Here is a 22,424-nt window from a genome sequence, read left to right as displayed (position 1 = left end):
CACGGAAGGCAAACGCGCAAGGTCTTGGAGACGATCGTGCGCATTTACCAAAACAGCCCTTTCCTTGCTGTGCGGCAAGGAGCGGGAGTATACGACAAAACGTCCGATTTGCACCGGACGCGTTGACCAAATCGCAAGCGAGTGGCGAAATTACTGAACCCACTCCCTGAACAGAAGTGGGAAGCCAAGCGGCGTTTTACCAGCTAGCCTTGCGCAGACCTGGCACGTCGCCGTTCATGGTCGCCTTACGCAGCATATTGCGGCCCAGGCCGAACTTGCTGTAGACGCCACGCGGACGACCGGACAGTGCACAGCGGTTACGCTGCCGACTCGGCGACGAATCGCGCGGAAGCTTCTGCAGCTTGGTCACTGCCTCGGCCTTCTCGTCGTAGGACGCAGTGCCGGAGGCGATGATCTTCTTCAGCGCTTCGCGCTTGTCGGCGAACTTCTTCGCCAGCTTTTTCCGCTTGATGTCGCGGTTGACCATGGAGGTCTTTGCCATGTGTATGACCTTTTCGATTAGAAAGTCCGGCCATGGCTGGCCGGACTCTTGATCACGGACGATCGTTAATTGCGGAAGGGAAACTTAAACGCTTCGAGCAACGCTTTGGCTTCGGCGTCGGTCTTGGCGGTGGTGGTGATGGCGATATCCATACCCCGGATCGCATCGACGGCGTCGAAGTCGATTTCCGGGAAGATGATCTGCTCCTTCACACCCATGTTGAAGTTACCACGACCATCGAACGAGCGACCGGACACACCACGGAAGTCGCGCACGCGCGGCAGCGAGATGTTGATCAGGCGATCCAGGAATTCGTACATCTTGGCGCGACGCAGCGTGGTCTTGCAGCCAATCGGCCAACCATCGCGGATCTTGAAGGACGCCACCGAGATGCGCGACTTGGTCACGACCGGCTTCTGGCCGGAGACCTTCGCCATATCGGCAACAGCGTTCTCCAGGATTTTCTTGTTCGTCGCCGCCTCGCCCACGCCCATGTTAAGCGTGACCTTGACCAGCTTCGGTACTTCCATCGGATTGGTGTAACCGAACTTCTTCATCAGAGCCGGTACCACTTCTTCCTTGTAGATCTTTTCGAGACGGGAAGTCATTGTGTCATTCCTCAGGCGTCGAGCGCCTCACCGCTGGAGCGGAACACACGCAGTTTGCGTCCATCCTCCAGCACCTTGAAGCCAACGCGCTCGCCCTTGCCCGTCGCCGGGTTGAGAATCGCCACGTTGGAAATATGGATCGACGCTTCGCGCTCGACCACGCCGCCAGCGACACCCGCTTGCGGATTCGGCTTGGTGTGGCGCTTGACGATGTTCGCGTTGGAGACGATCACCCGATCGCCGTCGACGCGGACGATTTCGCCCTGCTTGCCCTTGTCCTTGCCGGTGGTGACGACGACTTGGTCGCCCTTCTTGATACGGTTAGCCATGTGTATGTCCTCCGCTCACAGCACTTCGGGAGCGAGCGAGACGATCTTCATGAACTTCTCGGAACGCAGCTCGCGGGTCACAGGCCCGAAAATACGCGTACCGATCGGCTCCTGCTTGTTATTGAGCAACACCGCGGCGTTGCCATCGAAGCGGATCAACGAACCATCCGGACGGCGCACACCCTTGCGGGTACGCACCACGACGGCATCGTAGACTTCGCCCTTCTTGACCTTGCCGCGCGGGATCGCGTCCTTGACGGTGACCTTGATGATGTCGCCAATGTGCGCGTAACGGCGCTTGGAGCCGCCGAGCACCTTGATGCACATCACTTCCTTGGCACCGGAGTTGTCGGCGACGTCGAGGTAGCTCTGCATCTGGATCATGATTCAGATCTCCCTTATTCGACCGCGCGGGTGACGATTTCCACCACCCGCCAGTTCTTGGTCTTGGACATCGGCGCAATCTCGGTCACGCGCACGACATCGCCTTCGTTGCAGGCGTTGTCGGCATCGTGTGCATGGAGCTTGGTCGAGCGCTTGATGTACTTGCCGTACAACGCATGCTTGACCTGACGCTCCACCAGCACGGTGACGGTCTTGTCCATCTTGTTGCTGACTACACGGCCTTCGACCGTGCGCAGCGTCTTGTTTTCGTTCTTATCGCTCATCACGGCCATCCTTACTTCGTGCTGCCGAGCAGGTGCTTGACGCGAGCGATCTCGCGGCGCACCCGGCGGGTTTCGTGAGTCTTCGGCAGCTGCCCGGTGACCCTCTGCATGCGCAGGGCGAACTGCTCCTTGCGCAGATCGGTCAGATGGGCCTTCAGATCGTCGGCCGACTTCTCGCGGAGTTGTTTGATGTCCATCAGCGTACCGTCCGGGTCACGAAGGTGGTGGTCACCGAAAGCTTGGCAGCGGCCAGGCGGAACGCCTCGCGCGCGATATCTTCACCGACACCTTCGATTTCATAAATCATGCGACCGGGCTGGATCTGCGCGACCCAGTACTCGACGTTACCCTTACCGGAGCCCATTCGCACTTCGATCGGCTTCTTGGTGATCGGCTTGTCCGGGAACACGCGGATCCACATTTTGCCGCCGCGCTTGACGTAGCGGCTGATCGAGCGGCGCGCCGCTTCGATCTGGCGCGCGGTCAACTGACCGTGCGCGGTGGCCTTCAAGCCGTATTCGCCGAAGCTGACGGCGTTGCCGCTCCACGCCAGGCCATCGTTACGGCCCTTGTGCATCTTGCGGTATTTGGTTCGCTTAGGTTGCAACATTGCCGTTACCTCGCTTCACGGGCCGGACGCGAGGGACGGTCGCCACGGTCGCCACGATCATTGCGATCGTTGCGCGGGGAATCGTCCTGCTTTTCCTGGCCAACCTGGGAGAAATCGAAGATCTCGCCCTTGTAGATCAACACCTGGATACCGATGATGCCGTAGGTCGTCTTGGCTTCGGCGAAGCCATAGTCGATGTCGGCACGAAGCGTATGCAACGGCACACGGCCCTCGCGGTACCACTCGGAACGTGCGATTTCCGCACCGTTCAAGCGACCGGAAACGCTGACCTTGATGCCCAGGGCACCCAGGCGCATCGCGTTACCGACCGAGCGCTTCATCGCGCGGCGGAACATGATGCGACGCTCCAACTGCTGCGCGATCGACTCGGCAACCAACTGCGCATCCAACTCCGGCTTACGCACTTCGGTGACATTGATGTGAGCAGGAACGCCCATCATCTCGCTCACTTCCTTACGCAGCTTCTCGATGTCCTCACCGCGCTTGCCGATCACCACGCCCGGACGGGCGGTGTGGATCGTCACGCGCGCGGTCTTGGCCGGACGCTCGATCAGGATCTTGCTGATACCAGCCTGCGCCAACTTCTTGCGCAGCATTTCACGCACTTTGAGGTCGGCTGCCAGGTAACCGGCAAACTCACCCTTGTTGGCGTACCACTTGGAATTCCAGTCCCTGGCGATACCGAGGCGGATTCCGATCGGATTAACTTTATGACCCATCGTCTTTTCCTTTCCGCTTACTTGGCGGCGCCCACAACCACAGTGATGTGGCTGGTGCGTTTGAGGATGCGGGTACCGCGGCCTTTCGCCCGCGCCATGAAACGCTTCAAGCTCGGACCTTCATCAACCATGATGGTCTTGACCTTCAGCTCGTCGACATCCGCGCCTTGATTATTCTCGGCATTGGCGATCGCCGACTCCACCACCTTCTTGATCAGGTGAGCGGCTTTCTTGTCCGAAAACTTCAGTAGGTTGACCGCCCGCTCGGCGGAAAGACCGCGCACCTGGTCAGCGACCAGACGGGCTTTCTGCGGTGAGATGCGCGCGGTGCGCAGGATTGCTTTCGCTTCCATCGTCATCTCTCCTTAGCGGCTCGACTTCTTGTCGCCACCATGACCTTTGAAGGTCCGGGTGACGGCAAATTCGCCGAGTTTGTGGCCGACCATGTTCTCGTTGACCAGCACCGGAACGTGGTTCTTGCCGTTATGCACGGCGATGGTGAAACCCACCATTTCCGGCAGGATCATGGAACGACGCGACCAGGTCTTGATCGGACGCTTGCTGCCGGCCGCGGCCTCCACCTTCTTGATGAGGTGGTGATCGACGAACGGGCCCTTCTTAAGTGAACGTGCCATGGTCGATTAGCCCCTACGATCGCGGACGATGAATTGTTCGGTGCGCTTGTTATGGCGCGTCTTGTAACCCTTGGTCGGCACACCCCACGGGGTGACCGGATGCGGATTACCCTGACCAGCTTTCGCCTCACCACCACCGTGCGGGTGATCGACCGGGTTCATGGCCGCACCGCGAACGGTCGGGCGCACGCCGCGCCAACGCTTGGCACCAGCTTTACCCAGCTTTTCGAGGTTGTGTTCGTCGTTGCCGACTTCACCGATGGTCGCGCGGCACTCGGACGGCACCTTGCGCATTTCGCCGGAGCGCAGACGCAGGGTGGCGTAAATGCCTTCGCGCGCAACCAACTGCACCGCCGCGCCAGCGGCACGCGCAATCTGCGCACCCTTACCTGGCTTCAACTCGATGCCGTGCACCGTCGTACCGACCGGAATATTACGCAGCGGCAGGGTGTTACCGGTCTTGATCGGGGCATCGGAACCGGCGATCACTTGATCGCCAGCCTTCAGGCCCTTCGGGGCGATGATGTAGCGACGCTCGCCATCGGCGTAGCACAGCAGGGCGATATGGGCGGTGCGGTTGGGATCGTATTCGATCCGCTCCACTCGCGCCGGAATACCTTCCTTGTTGCGCTTGAAGTCGATGATGCGGTAGTGCTGCTTGTGACCACCACCGACGTGGCGGGTGGTGATGCGGCCGTGGTGATTACGACCACCGGACTTGCTCTGCTTTTCCACCAGCGCAGCGTGCGGGGCGCCCTTGTGCAGATCGGGCGTGACCACGCGCACGGCCGAACGACGGCCTGCGGAAGTGGGTTTGAATTTCATCAATGGCATGGGATGTACCTCAGGCCTTGGCCGTTACGTCGATGGACTGGCCTTCGGCCAGACGCACGTACGCCTTGCGCCAATCGCCGCGACGACCGCTGCGCGAACGGAAGGACTTGTTCTTGCCCTTAACGTTCAACACATTGACCGACTCGACCTTGACGTCGAACAACTGCTCAACCGCAGCCTTGACATCGGCTTTGGTGGCTTCGCTCGAGATCTCGAAGACGTATTGATTGGAGAGTTCCTGCAGGCGCGCGGTCTTTTCCGAGACACGCGGGGCACGCAGCACGCTGAAGATTTTTTCGTTGCTGCTCATGCCAGCCACTCCTCGACCTTCTTGACCGCATCGGCGGTGATCACGACCGTATCGGCCCCGACCAGCGACACCGGATCCAGGCCCTGCACATCGCGCACTTCCACATAGGGAAGATTACGAGCGGACAGGTACAGATGCTCGGACGCTTCTTCGGTCACGATCAGCGGGCGCTTGCCCACATCCAGACCTTTCAGCTTCTCGATCAGACCCTTGGTCTTACTGGTCTGGACGTCGAACGCGTCGACAACCTTGAGACGACCCTGGCGATTGAGTTCCGAGAAGATCGCGCAGATCGCCGCACGGTACATCTTGCGGTTCACCTTCTGCTCGAAGCTGCGCGGCTTGGCCGCGAAGGTCACGCCGCCACCGACGAAGATCGGAGCAGTCAGCGCGCCGTGGCGAGCGCCACCGCCCTTCTGCTTCTTCGACTTCTTGGTGGTGCCATTGACTTCCGAACGTGTCTTCTGCGCCTTGGTACCAGCGCGACCGGCGTTGCGATAGGCAACGACGACCTGGTGCACCAGATCCTCGCTGAAATCGCGACCGAACACGGCATCGGAAACCGAGACCTTGTTATTGCTACCCGTGATAACGAGTTCCATCGTCATCTCTCCTTATGCCTTGCTAGCCGGACGCACGATCACGTCGCCACCGGCAGCGCCAGGCACCGCGCCGCGAATGGCGATCAAGCCACGCTCGACGTCAACCTTGACCACTTCCAGATTCTGCGTGCTCTGCTGCACCGCGCCCATGTGGCCGGACATCTTCTTGCCCGGGAAAACGCGACCCGGGGTCTGGCGCTGACCCAGCGAACCCGGCGCGCGATGCGACAGCGAGTTACCGTGGGTGGCGTCGCCCATGCGGAAGTTGTGCCGCTTGATGGTGCCTTGGAAGCCCTTGCCCTTGGTGACGCCCTGGACGTCGACCTTCTGGCCGACTTCAAAGATGTCCGCCTTGATCTCGCCGCCGATGGCAAAGTCGCCCAGCTGCGCATCTTCGACGCGGAACTCCCACAGGCCACGCCCCGCTTCCACCTTCGCCTTGGCGAAGTGGCCAGCCGCCGGCTTGTTGACCAACGCGGCGCGACGGGCACCCACGGTGATCTGCACAGCGCTGTAGCCGTCGCTCTCAACCGTCTTGAGCTGGGTGATACGGTTCGGGGTCGCTTCGATCAGGGTCACCGGAATGGAGCGGCCGTCTTCAGTGAAGACGCGGCTCATACCGGCCTTACGGCCCACGAAGCCCAACGAATATTTCTTCGTCATGGTCGCAGTCCTCAGGTCAACTTGATCTGGACATCGACGCCAGCCGCGAGTTCTAGCTTCATCAGCGCGTCCACGGTCTTGTCGTTGGGGTCGACGATGTCGAGCACGCGCTTGTGCGTGCGGGTCTCGTACTGGTCGCGCGCGTCTTTATCGACGTGCGGAGAAACGAGAATGGTGTAGCGTTCGATCTTGGTCGGCAACGGGATCGGGCCACGCACTTGCGCGCCGGTCCGCTTGGCCGTCTCAACGATCTCGCTGGCTGAACGGTCGATCAAACGACTATCGAACGCCTTCAACCGAATCCGGATCTTTTGGTCCGCCATAACGGTGGTTCCTTCGTTAAAAGAGCGACGGGCAAGGCCTCTGGGATACCTGCCCCGGTGATGTCCTGATGTCATATGCGCCAAGCGTTCCGACTCGGCGAGGGCATTCCTACACCCCAAAAACTGAGGCAGACCAGTCGACCCGGCCTGCCTAGACGGAAAAGTATAATGCGCAGATAGAGCGGCGTCAATAACACAAGGTTATTGAGTTCTCCACACAACGCGACCTTCCCGGTCTTGCGAACACGAGCGACTTCCTGCCCCTCTTTTCGCTGTCTTGCCGGCGCCCTACCCAGGAACGCCGAGCCGCGCATTATAAGGGGCGCTTGAGCTGTTCGCAACACTCTGCGGCAAGAAATATGCAGACCGGCCTATGCCGTGACCATGAACGACGAAGGGCCGACTTTCGCCGACCCTTCGCCTTCGCGGCGACCCAAGTCGCCGCCTATCCACTACATCCGGCAGCCAAGGCTGCCAGAGTGCATTACTTGATGATCTTGGCCACCACGCCGGCGCCGACGGTCCGGCCGCCTTCGCGGATCGCGAAACGCAGGCCTTCGTCCATCGCCACCGGGTTGATCAGCGTCACCACCATCTTGATGTTGTCGCCCGGCATCACCATCTCCACGCCTTCCGGCAACTGGCACGCGCCAGTGATGTCGGTGGTGCGAAAATAGAACTGCGGACGGTAGCCCTTGAAGAACGGCGTGTGACGACCACCCTCGTCCTTCGACAACACGTACACCTCGGCCTCGAACTCGGTGTGCGGCTTGATCGAACCCGGCTTGCACAGCACCTGGCCGCGCTCCACGTCGTCACGCTTGGTGCCGCGCAGCAGCAGACCCGCGTTATCGCCAGCCTGACCCTGGTCCAGCAGCTTGCGGAACATTTCCACGCCCGTCACCGTGGTCTTCTGCGTCGCACGGATGCCGACGATTTCGATTTCGTCGCCCACCTTGATGATGCCGCGCTCGATACGACCGGTCACCACCGTGCCGCGACCGGAAATCGAGAACACGTCTTCCACCGGCATCAGGAACGGCTTGTCCACGTCGCGCTGCGGCTCCGGGATGAACGTGTCCAGCGCTTCCACCAGCTTCAGGATCGCCGGCACGCCGATCTCGCTCTGATCACCTTCCAGCGCCAGACGCGCCGAACCATGGATGATCGGGGTGTCGTCGCCCGGGAAGTCGTACTTACTCAGCAGCTCGCGCACTTCCATCTCGACCAGCTCAAGCAGCTCGGCGTCGTCGACCATGTCGGCCTTGTTCAAGAACACCACGATGTGCGGCACGCCGACCTGACGCGACAGCAGGATGTGCTCGCGGGTCTGCGGCATCGGGCCGTCAGCGGCCGAGCACACCAGGATCGCGCCGTCCATCTGCGCCGCACCGGTGATCATGTTCTTCACGTAGTCCGCGTGCCCCGGGCAATCCACGTGCGCGTAGTGACGCGTCGGGGATTCGTATTCCACGTGGGCGGTCGAGATCGTGATACCGCGCGCCTTCTCTTCCGGCGCCGCGTCGATCGCGTCGTAGGCTTTGAATTCGCCGCCGAAGCGCTCCGCGCCGACCTTGGTCAGTGCTGCCGTCAGCGTGGTCTTGCCGTGGTCGACGTGACCGATGGTGCCGACGTTGACGTGCGGCTTGGTGCGCTCGAACTTACCCTTGGCCATGGCTGCTTCTTCTCGATGATCTTAGAAAGATTTGACGACTGAATATGGTGCTCACGAAAGGAATCGAACCTTCGACCTCCTCCTTACCAAGGAGGTGCTCTACCGACTGAGCTACGTGAGCGTTGCTTTATTGTGACACACGCGCGTTCAATGGAGCGGGAGACGGGAATCGAACCCGCACCATCAGCTTGGAAGGCTGAGGTTCTACCGTTGAACTACTCCCGCTACGGGATGACACACTGCCACAACAAAATTACTGGTGGAGGGAGGTGGATTCGAACCACCGAAGGCGTAAGCCAGCAGATTTACAGTCTGCCCCCGTTGGCCGCTTGGGTATCCCTCCAACTACCCGCCCCAACCCGGTCGCGAAACCGAATCAAAGAGGGGTGAAACAGCCCGCTATTCTTCCTTGACACCATTGCCTTGTCAACAGCCTTTTGACGCGGGCAGACATGGCAGCGCAATTGTCCGTGTGCGCTTGCGCAAAGCACGCGCAACAGCTTCGGATCGGATCAGACGTTGAAGCGGAAATGCAGGATATCGCCTTCCTGCACGCGGTACTCCTTGCCTTCCAGGCGCAAACGTCCGGCCTCGCGCGCGCCGCTCTCACCCTTGTACTTGATGAAATCGTCGTAGGCGATGGTCTCGGCACGGATGAAGCCTTTCTCAAAATCGGTATGGATCACCGCTGCCGCCTGCGGCGCGGTCGCCCCCACCTTCACTGTCCATGCCCGCACTTCCTTCACCCCGGCGGTGAAATACGTCTGCAGACCCAGCAGCGCATAGGCGGCGCGAATCACCCGGTTCAGCCCCGGCTCCTGCAAGCCCAGATCGACCAGAAACGCGTCGCGATCGGCATCATCCAGTTGCGACAACTCTTCCTCGATCGCCGCCGATACCGGCACCACTTCGGCACCCTCGGTCGCGGCGCGCGCGCGCACTGCCTCCAGGTGCGGATTGTTCTCGAAGCCATCCTCCAACACGTTAGCGATGTACATCACCGGCTTGAGCGTGAGCAAAAACAAATCGCGCACCAACGCTTTTTCTTCTTCATCCAGCCCCGCGCTACGCCCAGGCTTGCCGTCGGCCAGCGCAGCTTGCAACTTGGCAAGCACCGGCTTGCGCGCGGCAGCGTCCTTGTCGCCGCCCTTGGCCGCGCGCTCGGCACGGTTGAGCGCTTTTTCCACGCTATCCAAATCGGCCAGGGCCAATTCGATATCGATCGTCTCGATATCGGAAACCGGATCGACCTTGTTGTTGACGTGGATGATGTCGCTATGCTCGAAACAGCGCACTACGTGGGTAATCGCATCGACTTCGCGGATGTGCGCAAGGAACTTGTTGCCCAATCCCTCACCACTGGCGGCACCGGCAACCAAGCCAGCGATATCGACGAATTCGACCGCGGTGGGAACGACCTTCTGCGGATTGATGATCGCCGCCAGCGCACCAAGCCGCGGATCTGGCACCGGCACAACGCCGACGTTGGGCTCGATGGTGCAGAACGGGAAATTGGCCGCAGCGATGCCCGCCTTGGTCAATGCATTGAACAGAGTCGACTTGCCAACATTGGGCAACCCGACGATGCCGCACTTAATGCCCATGATTTACTTCCGGGATTTGGGATTCGGGATTGGAGATTCGCCCCGCGTCGTGGAGGCGAATCCCCAATCCCCAATCACGAATCCCTGCTCGTATGCAGCCGCTTCATCGCTTCGTTGAAATCGCCCTGCACCGCCAACGGCAGCACCGCGAGAGCGTCATCGATGGCGCGGTCGATCAATATTTGCTCGCCCTGGCTTGCACGGCTTAATACCCACGGCACGACCTTGTCCTTGTGCCCTGGATGCCCGATTCCAATACGCAAGCGATGGAAGCCGGCATGCCCCAGCAAGCGAATGGTGTCGCGCAAGCCATTCTGGCCACCGTGGCCGCCATCGAACTTGAGCCGCGCCGTGCCCGGCGCCAGATCGAGCTCGTCGTGCGCCAGCAGCGCCTGCGCAGGCTCGATTTTCCAAAACCGCAGCGCCGCCGTCACCGACTTGCCGCTGAGATTCATATAGGTGGCCGGCTTCAGCAGCCACACGGACTGGCCAGCGACATCCACCTTGGCAGTCTCACCGAACAACTTGGCTTCCACGCTCCAGCGCGCACCGGCCTGTTGCGCCAGATGATCGACAAAACGAAACCCGGCGTTGTGCCGGGTATTGGCGTGCTCGGCTCCGGGATTGCCCAGACCGACGATCAGACGCAGACCAGTCATGCCGCAGCGCATCGTCGCGGCGCCTGAACCACAATGGCCCAGGCGCCGCGCAGACGATTACTTGCCGTCCTTCTTCGCCGGCTCGGCCGCAGCCGCATCGGTTGCCTCGGGCTCTTCCTCGACCCGGCCATGCTTGGCAATGACCACCGCCACGTCGTGCTCCTTGCCCAACTTCAGTTGCGGCAACTCGACACCAGCCGGCAGCTTCAGATCGGACAAGTGAATCACATCGCCGACCGACAGCTTGGACAAGTCGACTTCGACGAACTCCGGCAGATCCTTGGGCAAGCACACGACCTGGATTTCGTTCAATTCGTGCGTGACGACCACTTCGGCCGACTTGCCGGCCGGCGACACATCCTCGTGGAGGAAGTGCAGCGGCACCGCAGCGTGCAGCACCTCGTTGTCGTTCACGCGCTGGAAGTCGATGTGCATGATCAACTGCTTGTACGGATGACGCTGCATATCGCGCAGCAACACCTTCTGCGTGTCGCCGTTCAAGCTCAGGCTGAGGATGGACGAATAGAACCAGTCGTTCTGGCTAGCCAGCCAGACTTCGTTGTGATTGAGCTGGATGTTGACCGGCTTCAGATCGCCACCGTAGACGATGGCCGGGATCAGGCCGTCGCGACGGAGGCGGCGGCTCGCACCCTTACCCTCGACTTCGCGGCGCTGAACCTTGATTTCATGCGTGGTTGCCATTTTGCGCTTACTACCTTAGTTGAATGAACCGCCTCGCGACGGTTTGAAAGACTCTCCCGCGACCAGAAGAGCCGGAACGTAAGCCGGGACGGGCAACGCCCGCCCGACCCTCAATCGACGTACAACGAACTGACCGACTCGCCGAAGGCGATGCGGCGAATGGTTTCGGCGAGCAACTCGGCAACGCTGAGCTGGCGAATCTTGCCGCAGGCGCGCGCCGCTTCCGAGAGCGGAATGGTATCGGTGACGACCAGTTCGTCCAGTTGCGAATTGCTGATATTGCTCACCGCCGGGCCGGACAACACCGGATGGGTGCAATACGCAGCCACCTTCAACGCGCCCTGGGCCTTCAAAGCGGCGGCCGCGGCGCACAGGGTGCCGGCGGTGTCGACGATATCGTCGACCAGCACGCACGTCTTGCCTTCGACGTCGCCGATGATGTTCATCACCGTCGCCACGTTGGCACGCGGACGGCGCTTGTCGATGATCGCCAGATCGGCATCGTCCAGACGTTTGGCCACAGCGCGCGCGCGCACCACGCCGCCCACGTCGGGCGAGACCACAATCAGGTTGTCGGTCCCGTAAGCGCGCCAGATATCAGCCAGCAACAGCGGCGAGGCATACACGTTATCGACCGGGATATCGAAGAAACCCTGAATCTGATCGGCATGCAGATCGACGGTCAGCACACGATCAGCGTTGACCGCACTGAACATCTTGGCGGCAACCTTAGCGGTGATCGGCACGCGCGAAGAGCGCATGCGCCGATCCTGTCGCGAATAACCGAAGTACGGCACCACCGCAGTCACACTGGCGGCACTTGCGCGCTTGAGCGCGTCGATCAGCACCAGCAACTCCATCAGGTTCTCAGCGCTCGGCGCACAGGTCGGCTGCACCACGAACACTTCCTGCCGACGCACGTTCTCCTCGATTTCTACCTGCACTTCGCCATCGGAGAAACGCGACACCATCGCCTTGCCCGCACGCACGCCCAACTCGCGACAGATGCTCTTGGCCAAAGGTTTGTTGGCATTACCGCAGAACACCAGCAGGTTACGTTGGTCTTGCATGAAGAAATCACTCAGGTGGCGGCAAAGAGCGTGTGGCGAAGATAGCGATGTGAAACCGGAGGAACCAAGGCAAAGCGGCGCTTCACCTGCTGCATCCGCGCACACAAATGTGCGGAACCTTGCGAGAGACTCGCATCAAATGGCAGGGGCGGTAGGATTCGAACCTACGAATGCCAGGATCAAAACCTGGTGCCTTGGGCCTCTTGGCGACGCCCCTGCGTAAAACTTGTCAAACCTCCAGCGCGTCGAGCAGCGGTGAGCGGGCAACGCCGCCTGCCACCCAGGCGCGCATCCCATCCGGCAAGTCCGCCAGCGCACGCTGTGCGGCGGCGCGATCGGCAAACTCGACGAAACAACCGCTCCCCGATCCGGTCAAGCGCGGCGTTCCGATCCTTGCCAGCGCCTGGAACGCCGCCTGGACAGCGGGTTCACGGCGAAGCAGGACCGGCTCGAACGCATTCCCGAGCAGGAAACCTGAAACGAAGTCGCCTATTTTCGCGGGAGCGGCATCCCGCGTCAAATCTTCAGACTGGAACAAGGTCGCAGTGGGCACATGAACACCCGGATCGACCACGACGTACCAGGCCGGAGGCAACACGATCGGGGTCAAACGCTCACCGATACCCTCGGCCCAGGCGTCGTGGCCGCGCACGAACACCGGCACGTCAGCGCCCAGCGACAGCCCCAACCTGGCCAGCGCGTCTTCATCCAGACCGGCGCCCCACAGCATGTTGAGCACAAGCAGCACGGTGGCCGCATCCGAGGATCCACCGCCGAAACCACCCCCGGCAGGAATCCGCTTTTCGACGCGGATATCCACCCCTTTGGCGATGTTGGCTTCTTTTTGCAGTAAGACGGCCGCTCGCACCAGGAGGTCGTCGGCCTCGGCAACCCCGGCCACGGAAGGCCCGATGCGCGCCACCACGCCGTCGGCGCGCGGCCGCACAGAGACCGTGTCACCCCAATCGAGCAGGCGGAACACGGTCTGCAATTGGTGATAACCGTCGGCGCGGCGGCCCGTGATCTGCAGGAACAGGTTCAGCTTCGCCGGGGCCGGCCAATGCGACCAGCCCCCGTCCGAGGCATGGATCATGACGCCGGAATGTCCCATTGATCGACCAGCAGCCGCACCTTGGCATCGCCACTGCGCGCCTCGATCCGCCGAGGCAGCGACGGCCGCCCAGCAACAGGCGGATACCACTCCTGAAACTCGATGTCCCAGCCCATCTGCCGCAGCAGATGTGGACGCCCCTGCGCATCGTCGTCGAGCCGCTCGGGCGCCTGTGCATCGCGCGCCACCAGGCCGCGCACCCAATCCGGCAGCAAATTGACCGGAATCTCCCAACCCGTCGCCGCCAGCAACACCTGCTGCGCATCCTCACCGGCACGCGGCCCACCCTCCAGACCGTCCAGACGTCCAGCCCCGGACTGGCTATCGCCGCGCAAGCGCCAGCTCTGCCGGGTCACCGGAGCGCTGAGCTGCACGTCGTAGCCGCGCCCGTGCTGGGCCCAGTCGATACGTCCACTGCCACCGTTACGCCCGTTGCTGACCGCGACGCGGCCCTGGAACGACCAGTTCGGCTGTGCCTGCAACCATTGCGCACGGGCCTTTTCCACCTGCCGCGCAGCCGCATCGGGCGCGCCAAAGGCCGGCGACGGCGGGCGCGACTGCACCCCCACACAACCAGCCAACGCAAGGGCCGCCATCACCCCCCATCCGGCGCGCAACAGCGCCTTCATGGCACTGCCTTTTCCATGGCCCGCTGCAAGGCGCGATTGTTCGGATCCAACTTGCGCGCTGCTTCGAAATACGTCTTGGCCTCCTCGTGCTTCCCCTGCTCCCACAGCAACTGACCAATGTGCGCGGCGATCTCCGGATCCTTCAGCAGACCCCAGGCGCGGCGCAGTTGCACGAGTGCTTCCTGGGTCTTACCGAGCCGGTACAACACCCAACCGTAGCTATCGATGATCGCCGCGTTCTCCGGATCAGCGGTACGCGCGCGATCGATCAACTCCAGCGCTTCGCGATAACGCTTGGTGCGATCGGCCAGGGTGTAGCCGAGCGCGTTCAGCGCCGCCACGTTGTCCGGCTCAGTGACCAGGATCTTGCGCAAGTCGGCCTCGGCGCGATCGATGCGGTCGCGGCGCTCCCAGGCCAATCCACGCGCGTACAACAGCGCATTGTCGTCCGGATAGGCGGCCAGGCCGCGTTCGAACACTTGCAGTTCGCCCGCATCGTCGCCGCTGCGCTGGCGCAATTCCGCCTCCAACACGTAGGCGTCGCGACGCGCGGCATCATCGGCATCGGCATCGTCCTGCAGCGCGCGCGCCTCGGCGAAGGCGGCGTCCTTCTGCCCCAAACCATACAGCGCGTCGGCCATGCGCAAACGCGCTTCGCTACGCAAGGGCCCGCTCGACACGCCACGGTACCAGTCCACCGCTTCCTGGTTGCGCTTGAGGAATTCGGCGATCTTGCCGAGCAACAGCCGCCGCTCCGGATCGGGCCGGTTCGTTCCCTTGCGCAACTCGTCGTACAGCGCAGTCAGCGCCGCGTTGTCCTGCAGCTTGGCCAGCATCGAGGCGCGCAAACCGTAGTTCTCCGTGCTCTGCGGCCCTAGCGCCAGCACCCGTGCCGCGCTGGCGGTATCGCCGATCGCATCATAGGAATACGCCAGCGCAGCGCGCAGTTCCGAATCCGCCGCCACCTTCGGCTCCACACCCTGCAACAGCGCGTGGGCTTGTTCACTCTTGCCCTCCTGCTGCAACTGGGTGGCATGCAACAGCGCCACTCGTGGCTCGGAGGGGAAGCGTTTGACCAACTGGTCGACGATGCGCTCGGCCAGCTTGGGTTGTTCAAGTCGCAGCGCCAATCGCCCGAACTCCTGCCAGGCTTCGAGCTGATTCGGGATAGCGTTCGCATCGAGCAACTGGTCCAGTGCTTTCGCCGCGATCTCCGGATCGCGGTTGCCGCTGACCAGCGCCATCAAGGCGAAGCGCCAACCACGCGGATCCTTATCGCGCAACAGCGCCACCAGCAGACCCCGCGCCTGATGCAAATTGCCGCCGCGCAACGCCAGTGCGGCCTCGGCACTACGCATCGCCAACGAGGCCGGCGCGCGCTGCCGCCACAACGCCAGCGCCTGCGCCGCCGCCTTGCCATCGTTGGACAGCATCGCGATGCGGGTGGCGCGCTCGGCCAGGCCGATATCGCCGGGACTGTCGTTGGCCGCCTGCAGATACCAGCGCGTGGCGTCGGCCAATTGCCCGGCCTGTAGCGCGAACTCGCCGGCCAGCACCGGGGTCAGCACGCCCTGGTCCGGGCGCGCGGGCTTGGCGTCAACCGGCGTCGCCACAGCGGCGGCGATGAGAGGCAGCAGCAAAAAGGTACGGATGCGAATCAATGCGGGCATCGGAAGCGGCCGGGCCGTAAAATGGGGCCCTGAATAGCCAGCAGCTTATCGCAAGCGACTGAACAGATGACGTTGTGGGTGCTCGGATTGAACCATCAGACCGCGCCGGTCGACCTGCGCGAACGGGTGGCATTCGCTGGCGATGCACTCCCGCACGCGCTGCAATCGCTGCGCGCGCTGCCCGAGGTGACCGAAGCGGCGCTGCTGTCCACCTGCAACCGCACCGAGCTTTACGCGATCGCCAACGACGCGCAGCAGTTGGCCGATTGGCTGGATTCACACGCCAGCGGCCTACATGGACATCTCTATCGCCACCAGGACGCCGACGCAGTGCGGCATCTGTTCCGCGTCGCCACCGGGCTGGATTCCATGGTCCTGGGTGAACCGCAGATCCTGGGCCAGGTCAAGGACGCCTGGGCGCTGGCGCGGGAACACGGGGCGATGGGCAACCGTCTGGATCGGCTGTTCCAGCAGACCTTCGCGGTCGCCAAGCGCGCACGCACCGATACGCGTGTCGGCGCCAATCCGGTCTCGGTGGCCTCGACCGCAGTACGTCTGGCCCAAGACGCTTTCGCCCGGCTCAACGAATCGACCGTGCTGCTGGTCGGCGCAGGCGAAACCATCGAACTGGCCGCCAAGCATCTCAGCGAAAGCCGCGTACAACGCCTGCTGATCGCCAACCGCACGCTTGCCCACGCCCAGGAGCTGGCCAGTCGCCATCGTGGCGTGGCACTGCCCCTGAGTGAACTGGAACGGCATCTGCACGAGGCCGACGTGGTGTTCTCGGCTACCGCCGCGCCCGCGCCGGTAATCAAGCGGGCGCAGGTCGAGCAGGCGCTGCGCGCGCGCAAACACAAACCGATGCTGTTGTTCGACCTGGCGGTCCCCCGGGATATCGCCACCGACGTGGCCGAGCTGGCCGACGCCTATCTATATACCGTGGACGATCTGGAACGCGCAGTCGAGGACAACCGGCGCAGCCGGCGCGAAGCGGCCCAGGCCGCCGAGGCGATCATCGACCTGCAGGTCGTGCGCTACATGGAGACGCTACAGGCCAGCACCCGTCAAGCACCACTCAAGCGCCTGCGTGCGCATGGCGAGAGCACCCGCGACGAGGTCCTGGCCAAAGCACGGCAACAACTGGCGCACGGCAAACCGGCCGAGGAGGTCCTGGACTTCCTCGCCAACACCCTGACCAACCGGCTGCTGCACCCGCCCACTGCGGCGCTGCGCGCAGCGGCACTACGCGGCGACAGCGAACTGGCAAACGCCGCCGAGCGCCTGTTCCCGGAAAAACCGGGCTACTTCCACCCAATACTGAAACCCGATGACACCGACCCTGCGCCGTAAGCTGGAGGCGCTGGCCGAGCGTCGCGAAGAACTCGAACGCCTGCTCTCCGACCCCGAAGTGGTCAGCGATAACCAACGCTTCCGCGACTACTCGCGCGAATTCGCGCAACTGCAGCCGGTCGCCACGGCGCTGGCCGAGGAAGCGGCAGCCAAGGCCGACCTGGCCTCCGCCGAAGCGATGCGCGCCGATCCAGAACTGCGCGAACTGGCCGAGGAAGAAATCGCCGCCGCGCAGGCGCATCTGGCCGAGCTGGATGCGCAACTGGCGCTGCTGCTGGTCCCGCGCGATCCACGCGACGACGGCAACCTATTCCTGGAAGTGCGCGCTGGCACCGGCGGCGACGAAGCCGCGATCTTCGCCGGCGACCTGTTCCGCATGTACGCGCGCTACGCCGAGCGCCAGGGATGGAAAGTGGAAGTGGAATCGGACAACCCCGGCGAACACGGCGGCTACAAGGAAATCGTCGCGCGTATCGTCGGTCGCGGCGCCTACTCCAAATTGAAGTTCGAATCCGGCACCCACCGCGTGCAACGCGTGCCGGCCACCGAATCGCAAGGACGCATCCACACCTCGGCGGCAACGGTGGCGATCATTCCCGAAGCCGACGACGTGGAAGAGATCGCAATCAATCCAGCCGATCTGAAAATCGACACCTTCCGTTCCTCCGGCGCGGGCGGCCAGCACGTCAACAAGACCGAATCGGCGATTCGCATCACCCACGTCCCCAGTGGCGTGGTGGTGGAGTGCCAGACCGAACGCAGCCAGCACGCCAACCGCGACAAGGCGATGAAACGCCTCAAGGCGCAGTTGCTCGATGCCGAACGCAACAAGCAGGCCGCCGCCGAAGCACAGGACCGCAAGCTGCAAGTCGGCAGTGGCGACCGCAGCCAACGCATCCGCACCTACAACTTTCCGCAGGGCCGCATCACCGACCATCGTGTCGAGGGCCTGACGCTATACGACCTGCCGGATGTGATCGAAGGCGATCTCGACGCGCTGATCGAACGCCTGAGCCACGAGCACCAGGTCGACGCACTGGCGCGGCTGAGCAACAGCGCGTGAGTCGCCTGGCAACAAAACACATATGAGCGGCGACGACGCCGACGAACTGCGCCACCTGCGCGAGACGGTACGACGCAACCCACAAGATTTCCTTGCCTGGGTGATGCTGGCCGATGCCGAACTCGGCGCTGGCGCCATCACCGCTGGCGAACATGCCGCGCTGCGCGCGCTGCAACTGCGTCCAGGCCACCCCGAAGCGCTGGCGCGGCTGGGCCGGGTGCGATGGACCCAGGGCCGCCATGCCGACGCCGCGCACAGCTTGCGCCACGCATTGCAGCAAGCCCCGCAACATCCCGGCATCGCCCTATGGCTGGGCCACGCCCTGGAGGACAACGGCGAAGCGGAAGCCGCCGCAGATGCCTACGCGCATGCGTATGCCCTGCTGCCGCAGGAACCATCGATTGTCGCGCACCTGCTCAACTGGCGACGCAAACTGTGCGACTGGCGCGATCTCGACGCGCTGTCGCAGCAGGTCCGTACCGCGGTGCGCCGTGGACATCCCGCGATCGAACCGTTCGCCTTCCTCAACGAGGACGCCGCTCCGGCCGAGCAACTGCGCTGCGCGCGCAACCGTGCCGAGGCGCTGGCAGCCACACTGACCCCACTGCCGGCAACCACGGTCCGCCAGCACGGCCCGCTACGGATCGGCTTTCTGTCCAACGGGTTCGGCGCCCATCCCACCGGCTTGCTGACCGTCGCCCTGTTCGAACACCTGCGTGCGCATGCGGACATGCAGGTACACCTGTTCGCACTGAACGGTGACGACCGCAGTGCGATCCACGCCCGCCTGCAAGCGGCGGCGCACACCTGGCACAGCGTGACCGCGCAAGCGCATCGCACCATCGCCCAACGCATCCGCGAGGCCGGCATCGACATGCTGCTGGATCTGCGTGGCTGGGGCGGCGGCGGCACGCCCGAAGTGCTGGCGCTGCGTCCGGCACCCGTGCAGATCAACTGGCTCGCCTACCCTGGCACGTCTGGCGCGCCATGGATGGACTATGTCATCGGCGATGACTACGCCCTGCCACCGGCTCTCACTGCACATTACAGCGAGCGGGTCCTGCGGCTACCACGTGCATTCCAGCCCTCCGACACCACCCGCCACGTCGGCATCCCACCGACGCGGCACGACTGCGGCCTGCCCGAAACGGGCACCGTGTTTTGCTGCTTCAACAACAGCTACAAATTGAGTCCACGCAGCATGGCGCGAATGCTGGCGGTGCTGCGCCAAGTGCCGGACAGCGTCCTCTGGCTGCTGTCCGGTCCCGGCCAAGCGGATGCGCGGCTGCGCCAAACCGCCCATCAAGCCGACCTGGACCCGGCGCGCCTGCGCTTCATGCCGAAACTGGCGCACCCGGAGTATCTCTCCCGCTATCGGCATGCCGACCTGTTTTTAGATACGCATTCTTACAACGCGCACACCACCGCCTCCGATGCACTGTGGGCTGGCTGCCCGGTCCTCACCTGCCCCGGCACCACGTTCGCCGCGCGCGTGGCCGGCAGCCTCAACCACCATCTGGGCATGGATGACATGAACGTGGTCGACGATGACGCCTTCATCGCCATGGCGGTGCGCCTCGGACGCGACCAGAGTGCGCTGCACGCGCTGCAAGAACGGCTGCGACAACGCCGGGAAACGAGCGGCCTGTTCGACATGCAAGGCTTTGCCGCAGATTTCGCCGCGCTCCTGTGCGCGCTGGCACGTGAGCATGGGTGGCGCAGCGCCACGTGACCTGCCGCACACTCGGCACGGCAGCAAGCCGGTCAAGACGACGCCTGAAACACCTTGCACTGCGCAAGCAATCCGCTGACATCCAGTTCGTCTCCACCCGATGATCGCTGACGCAAACGGGGGCTGCGCGGACCATGATTTTTTCGTGGCAGCGACGCCGCAGAGGTATTTTCACGCCCGGTCGTTTGCGCACTTACACGTGGGTAAGGGTTATTGACCCCAGATTCCGCGTGAAGATTTCATTAGTAAGCATATATTAAGCCACTCGTTCAGCAAGCGGCGTCACATTATTTTAGACGACCGATAAGCACTTCATCAGTTTGTATTCAAGGTTAATTCATTTCTTGAGCACGCTCACAGAATGCTGTATCTCGAAATTGATCTTCTGCTCCCAACAAGCAAGGCATTAAGACCGCGTGACATGTAGATCCTCTTCTCTTGTTCACTCGTCGCATTAATGCCGCGCCTCAAAACCATATTGGTGACACAAAGAGAAATCCATCTCGAAAATATTTTGGAAGCAACCCGTTCCTCTGGCAATTACCCGCATCTGCGGTCCATCCAATTTTTTCAAAAGAAAACAGCACGAATCGCAGCAGATTGCCAGCGCATTTAGATAGTTTCTCCAGCAACGACTAAACACATCCCCCAATGACCAGGGCCGCTCGATTTATTTATCGGCGGCGCTTCGGGGACTGCTACGCCAAAATTTCATTTCACTACACACTAATCGCCAGGGGGCAGCACACAAAGTGATCGAAACGGCCAAAGCGCCACGACCATGCTTGCATCAATAACAACCCTAATAAGACCTCAAAATAGAGAGACCACCATGAAAACAACAAAGCCGACCCGCAAGGGCTCCAAATATAAAGCAACTGCGTCATTGCTGAGCGTGTGCCTGCTCTCCAGCCTGGCCGCCCATGCTCAATCTCACGTAGACAATCCGTTTGTCGGCGCAACCAATTATTTGAATAAAGACTACGCCACGAATATCGACTCGTCGATTGCGAAGGTCAACGACTCGGCGCTGGCCGCAAAAATGCAGACGGTCAAATCCTACCCGACCTTCGTCTGGCTGGACTCGATCGGCGCGATCTATGGCGGCGATAGAAACGCGGGACTGCTTGGCCTGAAAGATCACCTGGATGCCGCCCTGGCGCAAAAGAAATCGGGAACTCCGATTACAATCGGGCTTGTGATTTATGACATGCCTGGACGCGATTGCCACGCACTGTCCTCTAACGGCGAACTCGCCTTGACTCAAGACGGACTGACTCGTTACAAAAGCGAATACATCGATGTAATCGCGGGGATCCTGGCAGATCCGAAATACCAAGATCTGCGTATCGTCGACATTGTCGAACCAGACAGCCTCCCGAACCTCGTCACCAACTTGGATACCCCGGCCTGCGGTCAAGCCTACTCCTCAGGCATTTACGAAGCCGGCATCAAATACGCCATCAACAAGCTTCATGCGATTCCGAATACATACAACTATGCCGATATCGGGCATAGCGGCTGGCTGGGTTGGGACAACAACCTCAGCAAAACCATCCCTCTGTACACACGAATTTTTCAAGACACCACGGCAGGCATTGCCAGTCTCGATGGATTTGCCACCAACACGGCGAACGCGACGCCAATCAGCGAGCCGAACCTACCAGACTCCAGTATGAATGTCGGTGGGCAGCCGATCAGATCGTCCAAGTTCTACCAATGGAACCCCATTTTCACCGAATCTGATTATGTGCAAAAGCTTTATAACAACTTCGTTTCCGCAGGTTGGCCAAGCAATATTGGATTCGTCATCGACACCAGCCGCAACGGCTGGGGTGGCGCCAGCCGTCCGACATCGGCCAGCGGAAGCGATATCAACTCGTATGTCGACTCCGGCCGTGTGGATAAGCGTACTGCCCGTGGTAACTGGTGCAATGTAAGCGGAGCGGGCATCGGCATGCCTCCGACTGCGGCACCGGCACCGCATATTGATGCTTATGCGTTCATCAAAGAACCCGGCGTCTCGGACGGCTCCAGCAAGTACATTCCGAACAATCAAGGCAAAGGCTTTGACAAGATGTGCGACCCTGGATACACAACACCGGATGGCGTGTTGACAGGTGCACTGCCCGATTCTCCGATTTCTGGCGCATGGTTCCACAACCAGTTCGTCATGCTGGTCCAGAACGCTTATCCGGCGATCACCGGTACCAGCGGTGGCGGTACCAGCGGTGGCGGCACCAGCGGTGGCGGCACCAGCGGCGGCGGCACCAGCGGCGGCGGCACCAGCGGTGGCGGCACCAGCGGTGGCGGCACCAGCGGCGGCGGCACCAGC

The 22,424-nt window shown here is 62.0% G+C and carries 27 protein-coding genes and 4 tRNA genes; 4 read left to right on the top strand and 27 right to left on the bottom strand.

Annotation, left to right across the window (positions count from 1 at the left end; all coding sequences use genetic code 11):
• Window positions 1-196 precede the first annotated feature (196 nt).
• The 27 genes from rpsN to XALGPE39_RS02685 form a co-directional block, all read right to left on the bottom strand.
• Window positions 197-502, bottom strand: a complete 306-nt coding sequence (gene rpsN, locus XALGPE39_RS02815; RefSeq protein WP_045726895.1) for a 30S ribosomal protein S14 — start codon at window positions 500-502, stop codon at window positions 197-199.
• A 65-nt stretch (window positions 503-567) separates the two neighbouring features.
• Window positions 568-1,110, bottom strand: a complete 543-nt coding sequence (gene rplE, locus XALGPE39_RS02810) for a 50S ribosomal protein L5 (protein ID WP_010341606.1) — start codon at window positions 1,108-1,110, stop codon at window positions 568-570.
• An 11-nt stretch (window positions 1,111-1,121) separates the two neighbouring features.
• Window positions 1,122-1,439 carry a 50S ribosomal protein L24 gene (gene rplX / locus XALGPE39_RS02805; protein ID WP_045726894.1) on the bottom strand — a complete coding sequence of 106 codons (318 nt, stop codon included), beginning with the start codon at window positions 1,437-1,439 and terminating at the stop codon, window positions 1,122-1,124.
• Window positions 1,440-1,454: 15 nt separating this feature from the next.
• Window positions 1,455-1,823 (bottom strand): 50S ribosomal protein L14, encoded by a 369-nt coding sequence (gene rplN / locus XALGPE39_RS02800; protein WP_003486699.1) that lies wholly within the window; start codon window positions 1,821-1,823, stop codon window positions 1,455-1,457.
• Between the two features lie 14 nt (window positions 1,824-1,837).
• On the bottom strand, window positions 1,838-2,107 hold the full coding sequence (rpsQ, locus tag XALGPE39_RS02795) for a 30S ribosomal protein S17 (protein ID WP_045728917.1): 270 nt from the start codon (window positions 2,105-2,107) through the stop codon (window positions 1,838-1,840).
• Window positions 2,108-2,118: 11 nt separating this feature from the next.
• On the bottom strand, window positions 2,119-2,304 hold the full coding sequence (gene rpmC, locus XALGPE39_RS02790; protein WP_012915064.1) for a 50S ribosomal protein L29: 186 nt from the start codon (window positions 2,302-2,304) through the stop codon (window positions 2,119-2,121).
• Window positions 2,304-2,717: a 50S ribosomal protein L16 gene (gene rplP / locus XALGPE39_RS02785; protein ID WP_012915063.1), complete on the bottom strand. Its 414-nt coding sequence runs from the start codon at window positions 2,715-2,717 to the stop codon at window positions 2,304-2,306. The genes rpmC and rplP overlap by 1 nt, the downstream gene beginning before the upstream one ends.
• Before the next feature lie 5 nt (window positions 2,718-2,722).
• Entirely contained in the window at window positions 2,723-3,457 is a 735-nt protein-coding gene (rpsC, locus tag XALGPE39_RS02780; RefSeq protein WP_045726893.1) for a 30S ribosomal protein S3, read from the bottom strand.
• Between the two features lie 17 nt (window positions 3,458-3,474).
• Complete coding sequence (gene rplV, locus XALGPE39_RS02775) at window positions 3,475-3,810, bottom strand: 50S ribosomal protein L22 (protein WP_003486710.1); 336 nt, start codon at window positions 3,808-3,810, stop codon at window positions 3,475-3,477.
• Between the two features lie 12 nt (window positions 3,811-3,822).
• On the bottom strand, window positions 3,823-4,092 hold the full coding sequence (rpsS, locus tag XALGPE39_RS02770) for a 30S ribosomal protein S19 (RefSeq protein ID WP_012915061.1): 270 nt from the start codon (window positions 4,090-4,092) through the stop codon (window positions 3,823-3,825).
• Window positions 4,093-4,098: 6 nt separating this feature from the next.
• Window positions 4,099-4,926: a 50S ribosomal protein L2 gene (gene rplB / locus XALGPE39_RS02765; RefSeq protein WP_045726892.1), complete on the bottom strand. Its 828-nt coding sequence runs from the start codon at window positions 4,924-4,926 to the stop codon at window positions 4,099-4,101.
• 10 nt (window positions 4,927-4,936) lie between these two features.
• Window positions 4,937-5,236, bottom strand: a complete 300-nt coding sequence (gene rplW / locus XALGPE39_RS02760) for a 50S ribosomal protein L23 (RefSeq protein ID WP_003470672.1) — start codon at window positions 5,234-5,236, stop codon at window positions 4,937-4,939.
• On the bottom strand, window positions 5,233-5,838 hold the full coding sequence (gene rplD, locus XALGPE39_RS02755) for a 50S ribosomal protein L4 (RefSeq protein WP_045728916.1): 606 nt from the start codon (window positions 5,836-5,838) through the stop codon (window positions 5,233-5,235). Before rplD ends, rplW begins: the two co-directional genes overlap by 4 nt.
• Before the next feature lie 12 nt (window positions 5,839-5,850).
• Complete coding sequence (gene rplC, locus XALGPE39_RS02750; protein ID WP_045726891.1) at window positions 5,851-6,501, bottom strand: 50S ribosomal protein L3; 651 nt, start codon at window positions 6,499-6,501, stop codon at window positions 5,851-5,853.
• 11 nt (window positions 6,502-6,512) lie between these two features.
• On the bottom strand, window positions 6,513-6,824 hold the full coding sequence (gene rpsJ / locus XALGPE39_RS02745) for a 30S ribosomal protein S10 (RefSeq protein WP_045726890.1): 312 nt from the start codon (window positions 6,822-6,824) through the stop codon (window positions 6,513-6,515).
• A gap of 484 nt (window positions 6,825-7,308) precedes the next feature.
• A complete protein-coding gene (gene tuf / locus XALGPE39_RS02740) occupies window positions 7,309-8,499 on the bottom strand; it encodes an elongation factor Tu (protein WP_045726889.1) in 1,191 nt (396 codons plus the stop codon).
• 45 nt (window positions 8,500-8,544) lie between these two features.
• A tRNA-Thr gene (locus tag XALGPE39_RS02735) sits at window positions 8,545-8,620 on the bottom strand.
• Between the two features lie 30 nt (window positions 8,621-8,650).
• Window positions 8,651-8,724: transfer RNA gene (locus XALGPE39_RS02730), tRNA-Gly, on the bottom strand.
• A 32-nt stretch (window positions 8,725-8,756) separates the two neighbouring features.
• Window positions 8,757-8,842: transfer RNA gene (locus tag XALGPE39_RS02725), tRNA-Tyr, on the bottom strand.
• Window positions 8,843-9,011: 169 nt separating this feature from the next.
• Complete coding sequence (ychF, locus tag XALGPE39_RS02720; RefSeq protein WP_045726888.1) at window positions 9,012-10,103, bottom strand: redox-regulated ATPase YchF; 1,092 nt, start codon at window positions 10,101-10,103, stop codon at window positions 9,012-9,014.
• 74 nt (window positions 10,104-10,177) lie between these two features.
• The gene (gene pth, locus XALGPE39_RS02715; RefSeq protein ID WP_045726887.1) at window positions 10,178-10,762 is read right to left on the bottom strand and encodes an aminoacyl-tRNA hydrolase; all 585 of its coding nucleotides are present in this window, start codon (window positions 10,760-10,762) and stop codon (window positions 10,178-10,180) included.
• Window positions 10,763-10,819: 57 nt separating this feature from the next.
• Window positions 10,820-11,464: a 50S ribosomal protein L25/general stress protein Ctc gene (locus XALGPE39_RS02710; protein WP_045726886.1), complete on the bottom strand. Its 645-nt coding sequence runs from the start codon at window positions 11,462-11,464 to the stop codon at window positions 10,820-10,822.
• A 110-nt stretch (window positions 11,465-11,574) separates the two neighbouring features.
• A complete protein-coding gene (locus tag XALGPE39_RS02705; RefSeq protein ID WP_045726885.1) occupies window positions 11,575-12,534 on the bottom strand; it encodes a ribose-phosphate diphosphokinase in 960 nt (319 codons plus the stop codon).
• 140 nt (window positions 12,535-12,674) lie between these two features.
• A tRNA-Gln gene (locus XALGPE39_RS02700) sits at window positions 12,675-12,751 on the bottom strand.
• A gap of 12 nt (window positions 12,752-12,763) precedes the next feature.
• Entirely contained in the window at window positions 12,764-13,627 is an 864-nt protein-coding gene (gene ispE / locus XALGPE39_RS02695; RefSeq protein ID WP_045726884.1) for a 4-(cytidine 5'-diphospho)-2-C-methyl-D-erythritol kinase, read from the bottom strand.
• Entirely contained in the window at window positions 13,624-14,274 is a 651-nt protein-coding gene (gene lolB / locus XALGPE39_RS02690) for a lipoprotein insertase outer membrane protein LolB (RefSeq protein WP_045726883.1), read from the bottom strand. The genes ispE and lolB overlap by 4 nt, the downstream gene beginning before the upstream one ends.
• A complete protein-coding gene (locus XALGPE39_RS02685; RefSeq protein ID WP_045726882.1) occupies window positions 14,271-15,944 on the bottom strand; it encodes a tetratricopeptide repeat protein in 1,674 nt (557 codons plus the stop codon). The genes lolB and XALGPE39_RS02685 overlap by 4 nt, the downstream gene beginning before the upstream one ends.
• A gap of 66 nt (window positions 15,945-16,010) precedes the next feature.
• Here XALGPE39_RS02685 and hemA point away from each other — a divergent pair, with 66 nt between their 5' ends.
• From hemA to XALGPE39_RS02665, 4 genes are all read left to right on the top strand, one after another.
• On the top strand, window positions 16,011-17,294 hold the full coding sequence (hemA, locus tag XALGPE39_RS02680; protein WP_045726881.1) for a glutamyl-tRNA reductase: 1,284 nt from the start codon (window positions 16,011-16,013) through the stop codon (window positions 17,292-17,294).
• Window positions 17,272-18,357, top strand: a complete 1,086-nt coding sequence (gene prfA / locus XALGPE39_RS02675) for a peptide chain release factor 1 (RefSeq protein ID WP_045726880.1) — start codon at window positions 17,272-17,274, stop codon at window positions 18,355-18,357. Before hemA ends, prfA begins: the two co-directional genes overlap by 23 nt.
• A gap of 22 nt (window positions 18,358-18,379) precedes the next feature.
• Window positions 18,380-20,089: a tetratricopeptide repeat protein gene (locus XALGPE39_RS02670; RefSeq protein WP_045726879.1), complete on the top strand. Its 1,710-nt coding sequence runs from the start codon at window positions 18,380-18,382 to the stop codon at window positions 20,087-20,089.
• Window positions 20,090-20,975: 886 nt separating this feature from the next.
• The coding region (locus XALGPE39_RS02665; RefSeq protein ID WP_082061810.1) for a glycoside hydrolase family 6 protein at window positions 20,976-22,424 on the top strand (1,449 nt) is incomplete at its 3' end.

This window comes from Xanthomonas sp. GPE 39, from assembly GCF_000963005.1.
In the GTDB taxonomy this organism is placed as follows: Bacteria; Pseudomonadota; Gammaproteobacteria; order Xanthomonadales; family Xanthomonadaceae; genus Xanthomonas_A.
This window is presented reverse-complemented; position numbering and strand designations above follow the sequence as displayed.

Bases quoted from the DNA above. Each gene is read 5' to 3' on its own strand.
- rplX (WP_045726894.1), bottom strand. From the start codon at position 1,439: ATGGCTAACCGTATCAAGAAGGGCGACCAAGTCGTCGTCACCACCGGC.
- tuf (WP_045726889.1), bottom strand. From the start codon at position 8,499: ATGGCCAAGGGTAAGTTCGAGCGCACCAAGCCGCACGTCAACGTCGGC.
- XALGPE39_RS02685 (WP_045726882.1), bottom strand. From the start codon at position 15,944: ATGCCCGCATTGATTCGCATCCGTACCTTTTTGCTGCTGCCTCTCATC.
- rplE (WP_010341606.1), bottom strand. From the start codon at position 1,110: ATGACTTCCCGTCTCGAAAAGATCTACAAGGAAGAAGTGGTACCGGCT.
- rpsC (WP_045726893.1), bottom strand. From the start codon at position 3,457: ATGGGTCATAAAGTTAATCCGATCGGAATCCGCCTCGGTATCGCCAGG.
- ispE (WP_045726884.1), bottom strand. From the start codon at position 13,627: ATGATCCATGCCTCGGACGGGGGCTGGTCGCATTGGCCGGCCCCGGCG.
- rpmC (WP_012915064.1), bottom strand. From the start codon at position 2,304: ATGGACATCAAACAACTCCGCGAGAAGTCGGCCGACGATCTGAAGGCC.
- rpsJ (WP_045726890.1), bottom strand. From the start codon at position 6,824: ATGGCGGACCAAAAGATCCGGATTCGGTTGAAGGCGTTCGATAGTCGT.
- rpsS (WP_012915061.1), bottom strand. From the start codon at position 4,092: ATGGCACGTTCACTTAAGAAGGGCCCGTTCGTCGATCACCACCTCATC.
- rplW (WP_003470672.1), bottom strand. From the start codon at position 5,236: ATGAGCAGCAACGAAAAAATCTTCAGCGTGCTGCGTGCCCCGCGTGTC.
- pth (WP_045726887.1), bottom strand. From the start codon at position 10,762: ATGACTGGTCTGCGTCTGATCGTCGGTCTGGGCAATCCCGGAGCCGAG.
- rplC (WP_045726891.1), bottom strand. From the start codon at position 6,501: ATGACGAAGAAATATTCGTTGGGCTTCGTGGGCCGTAAGGCCGGTATG.
- rpsQ (WP_045728917.1), bottom strand. From the start codon at position 2,107: ATGAGCGATAAGAACGAAAACAAGACGCTGCGCACGGTCGAAGGCCGT.
- rplD (WP_045728916.1), bottom strand. From the start codon at position 5,838: ATGGAACTCGTTATCACGGGTAGCAATAACAAGGTCTCGGTTTCCGAT.
- rplN (WP_003486699.1), bottom strand. From the start codon at position 1,823: ATGATCCAGATGCAGAGCTACCTCGACGTCGCCGACAACTCCGGTGCC.
- hemA (WP_045726881.1), top strand. From the start codon at position 16,011: ATGACGTTGTGGGTGCTCGGATTGAACCATCAGACCGCGCCGGTCGAC.
- rpsN (WP_045726895.1), bottom strand. From the start codon at position 502: ATGGCAAAGACCTCCATGGTCAACCGCGACATCAAGCGGAAAAAGCTG.
- lolB (WP_045726883.1), bottom strand. From the start codon at position 14,274: ATGAAGGCGCTGTTGCGCGCCGGATGGGGGGTGATGGCGGCCCTTGCG.
- prfA (WP_045726880.1), top strand. From the start codon at position 17,272: ATGACACCGACCCTGCGCCGTAAGCTGGAGGCGCTGGCCGAGCGTCGC.
- rplV (WP_003486710.1), bottom strand. From the start codon at position 3,810: ATGGAAGCGAAAGCAATCCTGCGCACCGCGCGCATCTCACCGCAGAAA.
- XALGPE39_RS02710 (WP_045726886.1), bottom strand. From the start codon at position 11,464: ATGGCAACCACGCATGAAATCAAGGTTCAGCGCCGCGAAGTCGAGGGT.
- rplB (WP_045726892.1), bottom strand. From the start codon at position 4,926: ATGCCATTGATGAAATTCAAACCCACTTCCGCAGGCCGTCGTTCGGCC.
- XALGPE39_RS02705 (WP_045726885.1), bottom strand. From the start codon at position 12,534: ATGCAAGACCAACGTAACCTGCTGGTGTTCTGCGGTAATGCCAACAAA.
- ychF (WP_045726888.1), bottom strand. From the start codon at position 10,103: ATGGGCATTAAGTGCGGCATCGTCGGGTTGCCCAATGTTGGCAAGTCG.
- XALGPE39_RS02670 (WP_045726879.1), top strand. From the start codon at position 18,380: ATGAGCGGCGACGACGCCGACGAACTGCGCCACCTGCGCGAGACGGTA.
- rplP (WP_012915063.1), bottom strand. From the start codon at position 2,717: ATGTTGCAACCTAAGCGAACCAAATACCGCAAGATGCACAAGGGCCGT.